The organism is Kitasatospora sp. NPDC023118, assembly GCF_055560875.1.
Genome location: NZ_JBVHHW010000063.1, coordinates 1 through 12,340, shown reverse-complemented (window position 1 = coordinate 12,340; position 12,340 = coordinate 1). Strand labels below are relative to the sequence as shown.

At 70.1% G+C, this 12,340-nt stretch carries 13 protein-coding genes and 2 pseudogenes; 6 read left to right on the top strand and 9 right to left on the bottom strand.

Annotated elements, in window-relative coordinates:
* The first annotated feature begins 218 nt into the window (after positions 1–218).
* The 3 genes from ACZ3UD_RS36965 (at position 219) to ACZ3UD_RS36955 (ending at position 2,083) form a co-directional block, all read left to right on the top strand.
* Positions 219–764 carry a dihydrofolate reductase family protein gene (locus tag ACZ3UD_RS36965; RefSeq protein WP_465598276.1) on the top strand — a complete coding sequence of 182 codons (546 nt, stop codon included), beginning with the start codon at positions 219–221 and terminating at the stop codon, positions 762–764.
* 81 nt (positions 765–845) lie between these two features.
* Positions 846–1,136, top strand: coding sequence for a DUF4287 domain-containing protein (locus ACZ3UD_RS36960; protein ID WP_465598273.1), 291 nt, complete (start codon positions 846–848; stop codon positions 1,134–1,136).
* A gap of 50 nt (positions 1,137–1,186) precedes the next feature.
* On the top strand, positions 1,187–2,083 hold the full coding sequence (locus ACZ3UD_RS36955; protein ID WP_465598279.1) for an alpha/beta fold hydrolase: 897 nt from the start codon (positions 1,187–1,189) through the stop codon (positions 2,081–2,083).
* 162 nt (positions 2,084–2,245) lie between these two features.
* Here the strand turns inward: ACZ3UD_RS36955 and ACZ3UD_RS36950 are convergent, their stop codons facing one another.
* From ACZ3UD_RS36950 to ACZ3UD_RS36930, 5 genes are all read right to left on the bottom strand, one after another.
* Positions 2,246–2,599 (bottom strand): hypothetical protein, encoded by a 354-nt coding sequence (locus tag ACZ3UD_RS36950; protein ID WP_465598270.1) that lies wholly within the window; start codon positions 2,597–2,599, stop codon positions 2,246–2,248.
* A 563-nt stretch (positions 2,600–3,162) separates the two neighbouring features.
* Positions 3,163–4,761 (bottom strand): PLL family lectin, encoded by a 1,599-nt coding sequence (locus ACZ3UD_RS36945; RefSeq protein WP_465598267.1) that lies wholly within the window; start codon positions 4,759–4,761, stop codon positions 3,163–3,165.
* A 63-nt stretch (positions 4,762–4,824) separates the two neighbouring features.
* Positions 4,825–5,724 carry a hypothetical protein gene (locus ACZ3UD_RS36940; RefSeq protein ID WP_465598264.1) on the bottom strand — a complete coding sequence of 300 codons (900 nt, stop codon included), beginning with the start codon at positions 5,722–5,724 and terminating at the stop codon, positions 4,825–4,827.
* A gap of 191 nt (positions 5,725–5,915) precedes the next feature.
* Positions 5,916–6,230, bottom strand: a complete 315-nt coding sequence (locus ACZ3UD_RS36935; RefSeq protein ID WP_465598262.1) for a hypothetical protein — start codon at positions 6,228–6,230, stop codon at positions 5,916–5,918.
* Positions 6,231–6,237: 7 nt separating this feature from the next.
* A complete protein-coding gene (locus ACZ3UD_RS36930; RefSeq protein ID WP_465598259.1) occupies positions 6,238–6,423 on the bottom strand; it encodes a hypothetical protein in 186 nt (61 codons plus the stop codon).
* A 345-nt stretch (positions 6,424–6,768) separates the two neighbouring features.
* Between ACZ3UD_RS36930 and ACZ3UD_RS36925 the strand changes: the two genes are divergently transcribed.
* A complete protein-coding gene (locus tag ACZ3UD_RS36925) occupies positions 6,769–7,740 on the top strand; it encodes a helix-turn-helix transcriptional regulator (protein ID WP_465598256.1) in 972 nt (323 codons plus the stop codon).
* 150 nt (positions 7,741–7,890) lie between these two features.
* Here the strand turns inward: ACZ3UD_RS36925 and ACZ3UD_RS36920 are convergent.
* From ACZ3UD_RS36920 to ACZ3UD_RS36905, 4 genes and pseudogenes are all read right to left on the bottom strand, one after another.
* Positions 7,891–8,274, bottom strand: a pseudogene (locus ACZ3UD_RS36920) (IS110 family transposase); the annotation flags it as partial.
* A 184-nt stretch (positions 8,275–8,458) separates the two neighbouring features.
* A complete protein-coding gene (locus ACZ3UD_RS36915; RefSeq protein ID WP_465598254.1) occupies positions 8,459–9,997 on the bottom strand; it encodes a phosphatidylinositol-specific phospholipase C domain-containing protein in 1,539 nt (512 codons plus the stop codon).
* 118 nt (positions 9,998–10,115) lie between these two features.
* Positions 10,116–10,319 carry a hypothetical protein gene (locus tag ACZ3UD_RS36910; RefSeq protein ID WP_465598251.1) on the bottom strand — a complete coding sequence of 68 codons (204 nt, stop codon included), beginning with the start codon at positions 10,317–10,319 and terminating at the stop codon, positions 10,116–10,118.
* Positions 10,320–10,612: 293 nt separating this feature from the next.
* Positions 10,613–11,488 carry a sigma-70 family RNA polymerase sigma factor gene (locus ACZ3UD_RS36905; protein WP_465598248.1) on the bottom strand — a complete coding sequence of 292 codons (876 nt, stop codon included), beginning with the start codon at positions 11,486–11,488 and terminating at the stop codon, positions 10,613–10,615.
* Positions 11,489–11,575: 87 nt separating this feature from the next.
* Here ACZ3UD_RS36905 and ACZ3UD_RS36900 point away from each other — a divergent pair, with 87 nt between their 5' ends.
* Both ACZ3UD_RS36900 and ACZ3UD_RS36895 read left to right on the top strand, forming a co-directional pair.
* On the top strand, positions 11,576–12,034 hold the full coding sequence (locus ACZ3UD_RS36900) for a carboxymuconolactone decarboxylase family protein (protein ID WP_465598245.1): 459 nt from the start codon (positions 11,576–11,578) through the stop codon (positions 12,032–12,034).
* 13 nt (positions 12,035–12,047) lie between these two features.
* Positions 12,048–12,340, top strand: a pseudogene (locus ACZ3UD_RS36895) (ISKra4 family transposase); the annotation flags it as partial.

Below are 12,340 nucleotides of genomic sequence, written 5' to 3'. Positions count from 1 at the left end.
CGGGTCAGCGTCCTGTGGGCCCTCCTGCGCGACAACCGGGTCTTCACCCCCGATCCGGCCGCGCAGACGGCTTGACTCAATCATTGAGACTCCTCTCTCGCCCCCATGACCAGTACTGGACTGACCAGTACTCAGTAAGTACTGTACCGTCCAGTTCTATTGCTGGGGGGTGGCGGGCGGCGTCCGCGCGCCATCACGTGAGAACGAAGGGGTGGGTCATGACCGCAGGACGCAAGATCGTCGCGGGGCTGTTCATGTCGCTGGACGGTGTCGTGGAGGCACCGGAGCAGTGGCACTTCCCGTACATGAACGACGAGATGGGCGCGGCGCTGGGCCAGATGCAGGCCGGGGCCGACACGCTGCTCATGGGACGCGTGACCTACGAGACGTTCGCCGCCACCTGGCCGCACCGGACCGGCCCGATGGCCGACGCGCTCAACGGCATCCGCAAGCTGGTCGCCTCCACGACCCTGACCGATGCCGCGTGGAGCAACTCCACCGTGATCGACGGCGACGTCCTCGTCGTCCTCAAGGACCTCAAGCAGCAGCCGGGCGGGAACATCAACCTTTCCGGCAGCATCACGCTGACCCGCAGCCTCCTGGAAGCCGGCCTCGTCGACGAGTTGCGCCTCCTGGTGCACCCGCTCGTGCGGGGCACTGGGCAGCGCCTCTTTCCGGAGGGCACCCCCGGGCTTTCCCTGCGGCTCGCGGCCTCGAACACCTTCTCCACCGGTGTCCTCGACCTGACCTACCAGCCCGCCTGAAATTCCCCGGCCGCCGGGCGATGAGTTTCGCTCCCGGCCCCGGTCTACACCCAGAACATCAACACCAGTGGGAGAGTGCACATGTCCTTCCAGGCGTACCTGGACACCATCGAGACCAAGACCGGCCTGACGCCGCGTGAGTTCATCGCGCTCGCCGCCCAGCGCGGCTTCGACGATCCGTCCACGAAGGCGGCAGTGATCCTCGCGTGGCTCAAGGAGGACTACGACCTGGGCCGAGGACACGGCATGGCCCTCGTCCACGTCTTCAAGCACGGCGCGCAGATCGACGCCAAGCACGTCGGCACCACGGGCTCGCACCGCGACGCCTCCGACACCCTTTGGCTGGACGGAAAGGCGAGCCGGCCCGCGTGAGCGCCCACGGACACGTCGGCACCGGCGCGAAGCCGGCCCGCCACCGGCTGATGCGCGGCACTGCATGGGTGGAGCGCACCGTGGTGCGTGATGGGGTCCGCCTCTCCTGCCGCGACTGGGGCGGCCCGGGGCCATCCATGGTCCTGTTGCACGGGCTGGCCGGCCACGCGGGCGAATGGGATGAGCTGGCGCGGGCCCTGAGTGACCGGTACCGGGTGATCGCTGTCGACCAGCGCGGCCATGGCGGCAGCGAGCGTACGCCGAAGGACCTCTCCCGTGCGGCGTACGTCGCCGACGTCGTCGCCGTACTGGAGCAGCTCGGTCTCGGGCCGGTCGTGCTGGCCGGCCAGTCGCTGGGCGGGCACACCGCCATGCTCACAGCGGCGGCGCATCCCGAGCGCGTTCGCGCCCTCGCACTCATCGAGGCCGGGCCCGGCGGGCCGAACCCAGCCGTCGCCGAGGAGGTCGGCAACTGGCTCGACTCCTGGCCGCTGCCGTTCCCCACACGGGAGGCGGCGGCGGGGTTCCTCGGCGGCGGCCGGGTCGGCGAGGGCTGGGCCGCCGGGCTGGAGGAACGCGACGCGCAGTGGTGGCCGCGCTTCGACCGGGACGTGATGGTCGCCTCGCTGGCCGAAAACGCCCAACGCTCCTTCTGGAAGGAGTGGGAGCAGGTGGCCTGTCCGACGCTGGTCGTCCTGGGCCAGTCCAGCTTCATCCCCGCGCGGGAAGCCGACGAGATGCTCGCCCGGCGCCCTGACACGCAGGCCGCGAGCGTCCCGGGAACGACGCACGACGTCCACCTGGAACGGTCGGAGGTCCTGCACCACCTGCTCTCGGAGTTCCTCGACGGGGTCGACCGGCAGACAGCTGCCAACGAGGGAAACACAGGCGACCGGGATCGGCACGAAGCTGCCTCGACGCAGAATCGCGCGATATCCACGCCTTAAACGGCAGCCGCCTACGCCCTGGTGGCAACGACGCACCGAACCCAGCCCACCCCCCCACGCCGGTACACCCACCGACCCGTGGGATCCTCCCACTCGCACGCCGAGAATCCTCGAACTCACCGCCTTCTGACGATCAAGACATCGCACGCGCGAGCGTCGCCGTCACCTCCGTCCACTGCGCCCGGGCTCATCCACCAGGAGCGTGGTGCTCCACCTGACTCCCATCTCTTGGGCCGCAGCGAGCCCGAGGTCAGGCATGCCGATGATCGCGGTCCAGCCAGTCGCCTCCTGGGCACCTCCGGCGAGAGCCAGGAGCAGGACCAGGTCGTCGACAACCTGGACGGCGGCACCGCGTGGCAGCCGGCCGTCGGGCAGCGCTGGCGCCAGCGCCGGGTGGACAGCACGCGTCGCCGCCTCCACCCGGGCACGCCGGGCGGCCGGGGAGGTCGCCTCCAGCAGGTCCGCGAGTCGGTCGCTCCGGTCGCTGGGAAGCGCGGTGATCGCGATGACGGTCACCGGGCGCCATCCTGGTCGTCCGGCCAAGTGGCGAGCAGTGCGGCTGTTGTCCGGGCGCGGCAACGACCTCGGCAGCGGGTTCCCGCAGTTGGTCTCAGTGTTGTCGACGCTGCCGGTCGGCCTGGTGCTCGACGGCGAGATCGTGGCCGCCGGCCCGGGACGGGCGGCTGGACCTTCACGGGGCTGCTGCGTACTCCGGCTGCGCGGGCAGCGGCCGGTCTGCAGGTGCTGTTCGTGGCGTTCGATCTTCTCGCCGGGCCGGGACAGGACATGCGCGACCGGCCACTGAGGGAGAGGTGGGCGGCGTTGGAGTGGCCCTGGCCGGAGCCCGGCCGTCGCTGCAGCTGTGCATGGCCACCAGCAACCGCGTCGAGGCTCTGTCCTGGTACCGAGGGCTTGAGCTGATGGACGTCGAAGGCCTCGTCGCCAAGGGCTGGGCAGCGCCGGTGACGTCGCCGTGCCGGTCGATCAGGGAACCGCACTCGGTCTGGGCCTGGTCCGGCCGCAAACACGAGGTACGCGGCGAGGCTGCACGCCCGGCCGCGTACCTCGGGTCACGCTCGTCAGTTGGTCTTGAACGTGTCGGAGTTGATGCTGCTCCAGGGGCTCCAGGGGGTGCCGTTGGTGCTGTAGGCGTGGTTCATGACGCCGTTGGTGCCCAGGGCGAAGACCTCGGCGGTCTTGGTGTTGGGCTCGTAGACGGCGGACGGGGAGCCGGCGAACTGCCAGGTGCCCATGCTGTTCCAGGCGGACCAGGTGCCGCTGTTGTAGTACTTGTGGTTCATGACGCCGTCGGTTCCGATGCCGAAGACCTCGACGGAGTTCACGCCGGCGTTGTAGACGGCGCTCGGGCTGCCGGTGAACTTGTAGCTGGAGTCGAGGGTGTTCCAGGCACTCCACGCGCCGCCGTTGCTGCTGTAGGCGTGGGACATGACGCCGTCGCTTCCAATGGCGAAGACCTCGGCGGTGTTGTTGCCGGTGTTGTAGACGGCGCTGGGGCTGCCGGTGAAGTGGAACGAGGAGTCGATCTGCGCCCAGGCGGACCACACACTGCCGTTGGTGCTGTACGCGTGGTTCATGACCCCGTCAGTACCGATCGCGAAGACCTCGGCGGTGTTGGTGCTGGGCTCGAAGACGACGGACGGGGAGCCGGCGAAGGTGTAGGCGGTGTCGAGGGTGGTCCAGTCGGACCACGCGGTGCCGTTGATGTAGTAGGCGTGGTTCATGCGGCCGTCTGCACCGATACCGAACAGCTCGATCGCCTTCGTCGCCGGGTTGTACACGGCGGCGGGCGAGCCGCTGAAGGTGTAGGTGCCTATGGCCGACCATCCGCTCCAGGCACCGGAGTTGGTGCTGTAGGAGTGGTAGATCTTGCCGTCGGTGCCGACCGCGAAGACCTCCTCGGTCTTGGTGCCGGGGTTGTACACCACGGACGGCTTCGACGTGAAGTTCCCACCCAGGGAGGACCACGAGCTCCACGGGGCACCGTTGCTGCTGTACGCGTGGTAGATCGCACCGTTCGTGCCGACCGTGAACGTCTCCGCGGTCGCCGTGTCCTGGTTGTACAGGCTCCACCCCGACGACCCACCCACCACAGGAGCAGGAGCGGGGTCGTCGACGATGTTGTTGTAGCGCAGGGCGGTGTAGTAGCTGGTGGGCCAGCCTTCAAGGCTGCTGCTGTTGATATTGGCCTTGGTCGGACCGTGGGTGGGGTTGTTCGGGTTGCTCTCGGCGTAGTACGTGAAGTCGCCGGTGGACTGGTTGCTCCAGCCGGCGAACAGGAAGGTGTGCTCAGCGGTGTAGTCGAGTGCGTCGCCCGCCTTCAGCTGGGAGAAGCCGATCTGGGTGGAGACGTTCGGCAGGGTCTGGGTGACGAGGCTGCTCGTCAGGTGCCAGGCCATGGAGACGTAGCCGGAGCAGTCCTCGCGATAGGTGCCGTTGGCATCGGTCTTGTATGCGCCCTGGTTGTAGGGGACGCCCTCGTCGACCCAGCTCTGGGCGCGGGCCAGCACCTCGCTGCGGGTGATCGTGCCGCCGGCGGTCGAGGCCGCCTGGGCCGAGGTCGCCGTCGCGAACGTGGCGGCGGTGAACGCGGTGGCGGCGACTCCGGCGGCAACGGCGGTGGCCAGCGAGCGGGTGACGGTCCGGGAGAAGCGGGACATGGTGAGAACCTTTCTTAGGGCATGCGAAAGCCGGGAGGTGGTGCGAAGTCGAAGGCTGCGAGGTCAGCTAGCCGGCGGCGCGGTGTCCAGGTGGGCGGCCAGCTCGGCCAGGGCGTTCTGGTCGTCGGCGGCCGACAGGGTGTGGTTGCCGGGAGTGTCGGCGGGGACGGCGAACTGGAGGACGGCGAGGACGCCGCCGCGCTGGACCACGTAGACGTGGCCGGTCTGCAGGCCGGGGGCGGACATGCCGGGCACGGCGGTCCACTGACGGGCGTAAGCGGTGGCACCGGTGGCGCCGGCGGTGGTGGTGACCACGGCGTCGGGGGTCAGCTTCGCGGCGCTCTGGACGTCGCGGGAATGCTGCTGACAGGTGTTCATGGCGTTCAGCACCTCGCCATAGGCACGCTGCGCGGCGGCGGAGTCGGCGAACGTGAAGGTGTCCTGAATCGCGGGCGTGTGGAAGCTGCTGACGTAGCCCTGCTGCTGCCAGGAGGCCGCGCCCTTGACGGTGGCGCACTCGTTCAGGCCCACGTCGTGGACGACGGGCTGGGTGTGCGGCTGCGCGATCGGCTTCCAGGCGGCTCCCCCCGCGTCGGGCAGCTTCGCCGGGGCCAGCGGCGCGGGTGCGGCGGCGGGGGCGGCTCCGGGCGCGGCGGGCTTCGCGGGAGCCGGCGGCGCGGGGACGGGCGCCGCGGTTCCGGTGACAGGCGCGGCAGTGGCGACGGGTGCGGCCGGCTTCGCCGGGACGGCCTCCGGCTGTCCGGACGGCGCGCCGGGGGCCGTCGCGGCCGGTGTGCCGGGGGCCTGCGGCACGGTGGGGGCGGAAGGGGCCGCGGTGGCGTCGGCCTGGGCCGTGGCGGAGGCGTTGGCACCGGGGTCGACCGCCGTCAGGGCGAATCCGCCGGCGGTCACGGCGCACAGGACGGCGGCGGTACGCACGAGGATCGACGTTTTGGTGGCCACGAGGGGATCTCCTGATCGGTCAGGCGGACGGGCGAGGGCGTGGTTCGGCAGCCGCCGGGCGTGGGCGGTGCGGGAAGAGGGTGGGAGAAGCCGGTGCAAGAAGCCGGTCGGCGCGGGTTCGAGCGGGTGTCAGAGGCCGAGGCGTGCTCAGCAGGCCGGCCGGTCCGCGGACGTCGGAGGCCCGGGTGTGCTCAGCCGGCGCTCCGGCGTGCGGCTGCCGGCGGCTCGGGGGGCAAGAAGCCCCGCTGAAACACGGGTGAGGTCCGGTGGCTGCGGGAGAGCAGGCGGTGGGCGCGGTGGACCGCGTCGGGCTGGTCGGGCGCGTCCCGGGTGAGCAGGTAGAGCAGGAGGTCGATCCGGTCGGGGGCGGGCTGTGCGCTGGCGTGCTGGAGTCCGTCGCCGGGTTCGGCGTGTGCCCACAGGGCGTCCACGGCCTCGGCCGCCTCGTTCATCCCCGCCGCGGCGCCAGGTTGGCGGCGTTTCAGGCTGGCGTAGACGATCTCCATCGAGGGCTCAGCCGCCCCAGGAAATGCTGGCCGGGGTGACGACTCCGCCCCAGGAGATGCTGTCGGAGGAGGCGGCCCGGTCCGAGGCGCGCGGCGTCCCGGTGGTCGCGGCGGAGGCGGCGGGGGCGATCAGGAGCGCGGTGAGCGTGACGGCGGCGACCGCGGTGGCCTGGGCGAGACGGGAGCGGATCATGACGGATTCCTTCGCTACTGGTGGGGAGATGTGCCGGGCCGGACCGGGCGTCCCGCGGTTGACGCTCCGTTCGGCCGCTGCCTGGGCTGTTTCCCTGGCGGCGATCACTAGCTTCGCCGCCCGTCGACACCACCGGAAGGCTTTCCGGATGTCGCCAATCGGCCTGACGGGATCCAGACATGATGTCATGGACGCGTCAAACCTTCGGCGACGTGACGCGCACCTCATGCCGCCATTGCCGCCCGAATCGCTGCGAACGGCACGAATTGGATCTTGAGCGAAGCACCGCACTAATGTTTGAATTCGACCGGCCGGCAGAAGGCGGCCAGCGATCCGGGGGATGCCATGCTGGAAGTACTGGGACTGACGGCCGGGGCGACCGCGACGTACCAGGCGATGCTCGATCACCCCTACTACGGCGTGGACGAGATCGCCGCACACTGTGGCCTGACCGCCGTCCAGGTGCACGACCACCTCGAAGAGCTAGCCCGACTCACCCTCGTCCGGGCCTCCGCCGAACGCCCCGGGCAGTTGCGCGCAGTCAGCCCAGACATCGGCCTGGCCGACGTCCTCGCCCGACAGGAGGCCGAACTCGCCCGACGCCAAGCCCAGTTGGCGGCATCGCGGGCAGCCGTCACGCGTATGGTCGCGGACCGCGCCGAGCACCGCACGACCCACGGCGAACGCCTCCTCGGCATGGACGCCATCCACGCCAGGCTCGAACGGATGGGCCGTAGCGCCACCACCGAAGCACTCGGCAGCCAGCCCGGCGACCAGCGACCCGAAGACCTCGCCGCCAGCCGACTCGCCGACACCGAGGCCCTCTCCCGCGGCATCGCCATGCGGACCCTGTACCAGGACTCCACCCGCAACCAGCCACACGTCGCCACCTACGCCCACCGGCTGCTCAGCCAGGGCGGCGAGGTCCGCACCGCCGCCACCATCCCGCCGCGCATGGTGATCATCGACCGCAGCCAGGCCCTCGTCCCCATCGACCCCGCGGACAACCGCAAGGGAGCCCTGTACGTGACCGAGCCCGGCATCCTCGCCGCGCTGCTCGACCTCTTCGAACAGGCCTGGCACACCGCCGTCCCCCTCGGCGCCACCCACCCCCAAGACCCAAGCACCGGGCTCACCGCCACCGAACGCGAACTCCTGCGCCTGCTCGGCTCCGGCCTCACCGACGACGCCGCCGGCCAGCGCCTCGGCATCTCCTCGCGCACCGTCGGCCGCCACATGTCCTCGATCATGGAACGCCTCGGCGCCAGCAGCCGCTTCGAAGCCGGAATCAAAGCCGCACACAAAGGCTGGCTCTGATCACCCCACGCCCTCCCGCACCGCTGCGAGCGGAAGCCTGCGGCTTAAACCCCGCCTGGCGGCGGGGCGGCGGTGCTGACGCACCGCCAGGTGCGGGGTGACGCCTGGCGGCGTCACCGTGCGTGGCGTTCCCGAGGCTGTGCCTGCGTGCAGGCGCTCGACCTCGGCTTCGATGCCGCGCTGGCGGCCGGCGCGCCTGAGCACGGCCTTGAGCTGGGTGCGGGTGAGGCTGGCGGCCTGGCCGGGGGTGGGTGCGGTGGCCAGCAGGGTGCGGGCCAGCGGCGCGGTGAGGCCGCCGGTGATCGGCTGGACGGCGGCGAGGTAGCCGGGGAAGTACTCGCGCAGGTGGGAGCGGAGCTTGTTGCCGGCCTGGGTGCGGTCCCAGACGGCGTCCTGCTGGGCGCGGGCAAGGACGGCGACGGCCTGGGCGAGTTCGCTGTCGGCCGGCAGCTGCCGGTGGGCGTCGGCGTCGGTGCGCAGGATGTTCGCCAGCACCATCGCGTCGAGGTGGTCGGACTTCTCACGCGAGACGCCCACCCCGGCCGGCCCCACGGGCGGTTCGCCAACGACGTGCAGCCGTGTCGTCCAACGCCGAGCTCGAATCCGGTTCATTGCCGGCCCTCGCTCGAAAGGTAGGTAACCGTGTCCGTGTACGGCTCGAACGGCCGGGCCCGGCCCGACGCGGTGCAGCGTCGGGCCAGGTGGCGGGGTGGTCCGGTCAGGCCGGGCAGTTGCCCAGGACGACCTTGCCGCCCGACTGCGAGGCGGTCGCCGGATCCACCATCAGGCACAGGTTCGTCCACTTGTTGATGAACCGGAGGGCCGACTGGTTGGCGAGATTGGTGGGCATGATGTTCCACATCTGGTTGTCGGAGATCCAGCGGGTCTCACAGGGCCACCAGAACAGTTCCATCCCGGCCGACGGCGGAGTCCCGTTGTTCCACGGGACGGTCAGGCACTGGCCGTTGGCGGCCTTGATCCAGTAGTAGCCCAGGCTGTCGAAGGTGGACGGATAGGCGGCCTGCCACTGCTGGCTGTTGGGCGGGTTGCTCTGGCAGGCCCGCTGCTGCACCACACCGCCCTGCCCGGAGCTGTCGAACTGGGGCCCGCGGGTCATGCACCGGCCGTACTTGCTGTCCACGTAGGTCTTGTCAGGCTTGACCAGCCAGATCGCCGGGCTGGTGCCCCGGGCGTCGTAGTAGGCGTTGCGGGCGATGATGTTGTGCACCAGCGCCCAGCCGGGGTAGTCCATCATGACGATGCCCAGCCGGCGGTTGGCGGTGTCGTTGTTGAGGTAGTTCATCAGCCGCACGTTGACGCCGTCGACCCAGACCAGGTCCTTGCCGCGCAGGACGCTGTAGCCCCCCGCGTACTCGGAGGGGACGAGGTTGAACGGTGCCCGGGACGCGGAGGTGTAGGTCACGAAGGTCTGGTTGGCGGGGGCCGAGCCGGCCGCGGCGAGGTTCTTGCTGACCAGGCTCCACTTGGCCGGGGCGTCGGTGGCGTTCCAGGTGTCCTCGGTGTGGTCCGAGAAGCCGTTGAGGCCGTAGGAGCCTCCGTTGTCGGCGTTGAAGACGGACAGCACGATCTTGCCGCGGGCCTGGCCCAGCGTCGGCGGGTCGCTGCGCTTGCCGTTGTTGTAGAACAGCCCCGCGTACTGCTTCGCGTAGGCGTCGAAGAGGGCCGTGTGGCTCGCCGTCGGGTGGTCGTCCGTGCAGCTGAAGGTGGAGCCGTCGCACTCGGCCCGCAGGCGCATCAGGAGGGTCTCGCCCTTGTGGGCCGAGAGGAAGGCCTTCGCCTTGGTCAGGACGTCGTCGAAGTTGGCGTTCTGGTAGAAGGGGCCGTGGTGGATCACGAACTTGTCGTTGATGATGCGGACCCGGATATCGACCGCGCGGATCCCACGGTCCAACTGCGCGGACAGCGTCGCCGCGCTGTCGCCGAAGTCCTGCTGCGTCTGGGCGCTGGAACCCCCGTGCACGGCCAGCGTCTCGTGGGTGCCGGGAATGGACATCGCCGTCAGCGGCGTGGTCGCCCCCACCTTGCCCATCCAGTCCTGCTGGTCGGCCGAACCGAGGTTCTGGAAGGCGTCGCGGTTGTCCGTCCCCTCGGCCAGGGCGGCGTGCGGTACGGCCAACGGGGCCACGGCCAGGGCGAGGGTGGCGACGGCGGTCACCATCGCTGTCCGGGTCAGGCGGGGCAGGCGGCGCAGGGCGGCGCAGGCCGGGCGGGCGGACGTGGCGGAGGTGTGGGGCATATGGCCACCTTTCGGGAGAGGGGAAGGCCGCAGGCACGGCCGAGGCCGGGCGCGTAGCTCTGTTCACGAGAACGGGCAGCACTTCGACGTCGGTTCAGGAGGCGGTAAGCGGTCGCGGCTAGGCCGGAATGCAGGTTCCGACGGCGGCCAGACCCTCGGCGGCCTCCAGGAGGAGCGGGCCAGCGTGGGGCTGCTCGATGAGGGCCTGGGCGTGGTAGAGCGCGTTCTCCAGGACGGCGGCCGGGGCGCGGATGTGGCGCAGCGCGGCGATGGCGTCGCCGACCTGCTGACCGACCGGATGCGGGTGCTGGGCCCGGACCACCCCCACACCCTCACCACCCGGAACAACCTCGCTCGGTGGCGGGATAAAGCCGAAGGTGGGGATTCCGATGTCGGGTAACGATCGTTTGCCGACAGGATGGGAAGCGGCGGGCGGAGCCGCGGAGGGGGGGTTGATCGCGCGGCACCGTGGTCGGGCGCTCGCTGTACTGCAAGATGCCTTGCCGATCGGTGCTGGGCGCTCATCCCAGGCCCCGCACTCTCGGCGACCAGGTGGCTACACCCACCGTCTCGGCGGGATCCGACATGGACCGAGCGGCCGTCGCCGGCAGGAAGTCACACCGGGTCCGGCAGTTCCATGAGCGCGAGTTTGGCCGGGTCGGTCACGGCGGTGATCTCGGTGATGCGGCCCGCGGCGACAGTGAAGGCGAGGAGGGAGAGCGGGGTGCCGTCTTCACTCCAAGAGATGACGCCGGGGAGACCGTTGACGGTCGCCGCATGCCCCCGTGCCGCGCCGGCGGCCACTCGTGCGCGGGTTGCGACTTCGGTGGCTCCGAGCGTGACGAACGTGCCGTTCGGCGTGTGGACGGTGAACTTCACCTCAGGGTGAAGAACCTCCAGCAGCTGCTCGAACTGACCGTCGCCGGCCGCGGCCAGGAAAGCTTGGACCACCTCGCGTCGCTGCTGTCCGGTGCTCGTTGGCTTCTGGGCGTTCTGCACCTTCCGGCGGGCGCGACTGGTGAGCATCTTGGTCGCGTCGGTGGACTTGCCGAGAATCGTGCCTATCTCCCCGTGAGGCACGGCGAACACGTCGTGCAGTACAAACGCCAGTCGCTCGTCCGGACGCAGCGAGTCGAGTACCGTCAGGAGCGCGAGGCCCACGGAGTCCCCGAGCGCCACGAGGTCTTCCGGAGCAGGCGCGTCATCCAGCGTCACGGTCACTTCGGACAGCTGGTCGTCCAAGGAGACCTCCGGGCGGGTCCGGCCCGACCGGAGGACATCGAGGCTGATGCGGCCGACCACGGTGGTCAGCCAGCCGCCGAGGTTGTCGATGGTGTCGGTGTCCTGGCGGGAGAGACGCAGCCATGCCTCCTGGACCACGTCTTCCGCATCGGCGTGTGATCCGAGCACGCGGTAGGCGACGCCTCGGAGTCGGTCGCGATGGGCCTCGAAGGCGCCGACGATCGGATCCGTGGCATGGGTGCCGGACATGTTGTTACCTCTCTCGAAGCTGCTCCGTCATAGGGGTGACGGGCACAAGCCCGGGAACGTAACCCCGATCAAGGAGAGCACGCTCACATGGAGAACCGGCTCAAGAACAAGAACACGAACAACCCCGACCTGTGGACTGCGATCAGTCACCTCCACAAGGCGATCGCCGCCGGGGGCGTCGACCCGAAGCTGCTGACGCTGGTCCACCTGCGAGCGAGCCAGATCAACGGCTGCTCAGCGTGCGTCTACGCCAGTGTCACTGGAGGGAAGAAAGCTGGTGAGACCGATGAGCGCCTGCATAATGTGGTGGCGTGGCGCGAGGCGCCGTTCTACACCGATGCGGAGCGTGCGGCACTGGCGCTGGCCGAGGCCGCCACCCGGCTGCAGGACGGTGCGGAGGGCGTCACCGACGAGATCTGGGAAGAGGTCAACGCCCATTTCACCGAGGAACAGATCGGCGCAATCAACCTGGAGATCGCGCTGACCAACTTCTTCAACCGGATCAACCGCACCGTCAAGGAACCGGCCGGCCAGACCTGGGGCTGAGACCAGCGTGGTCCCGTGCAGCCGACAGATGCCGGTGGTGATCCAGGTGGACGGCAAGGGCGTGGTCATGCGGCCCGAGGCCCTGCACGAGGCCACCCGCCGGGCTGCCGCGAAAGCCGCATCAGCGGGCGGGCATCGCGGCCGGCTCGCGCCGGGCGAGAAGCCGAACCGCAAGCGGATGGCGACCGTGGCCTGCGTCTTCGACACCCGACCGGCCCCCAGACGCCCCCACGACGTGATCCACCCGCCCGGCGGCCGAAGCGGCGAACGCCCGGTCCGCCCGGGGCCGAGGGCCGAGAACAAGTG

Coding starts and splice junctions, on each gene's coding strand:
- ACZ3UD_RS36900 (WP_465598245.1), top strand. CDS start 11,576: ATGGAGAACCGGCTCAAGAACAAGAACACGAACAACCCCGACCTGTGG.
- ACZ3UD_RS36905 (WP_465598248.1), bottom strand. CDS start 11,488: ATGTCCGGCACCCATGCCACGGATCCGATCGTCGGCGCCTTCGAGGCC.
- ACZ3UD_RS36945 (WP_465598267.1), bottom strand. CDS start 4,761: ATGTCCCGCTTCTCCCGGACCGTCACCCGCTCGCTGGCCACCGCCGTT.
- ACZ3UD_RS36930 (WP_465598259.1), bottom strand. CDS start 6,423: ATGATCCGCTCCCGTCTCGCCCAGGCCACCGCGGTCGCCGCCGTCACG.
- ACZ3UD_RS36935 (WP_465598262.1), bottom strand. CDS start 6,230: ATGGAGATCGTCTACGCCAGCCTGAAACGCCGCCAACCTGGCGCCGCG.
- ACZ3UD_RS36955 (WP_465598279.1), top strand. CDS start 1,187: ATGCGCGGCACTGCATGGGTGGAGCGCACCGTGGTGCGTGATGGGGTC.
- ACZ3UD_RS36915 (WP_465598254.1), bottom strand. CDS start 9,997: ATGCCCCACACCTCCGCCACGTCCGCCCGCCCGGCCTGCGCCGCCCTG.
- ACZ3UD_RS36965 (WP_465598276.1), top strand. CDS start 219: ATGACCGCAGGACGCAAGATCGTCGCGGGGCTGTTCATGTCGCTGGAC.
- ACZ3UD_RS36960 (WP_465598273.1), top strand. CDS start 846: ATGTCCTTCCAGGCGTACCTGGACACCATCGAGACCAAGACCGGCCTG.
- ACZ3UD_RS36925 (WP_465598256.1), top strand. CDS start 6,769: ATGCTGGAAGTACTGGGACTGACGGCCGGGGCGACCGCGACGTACCAG.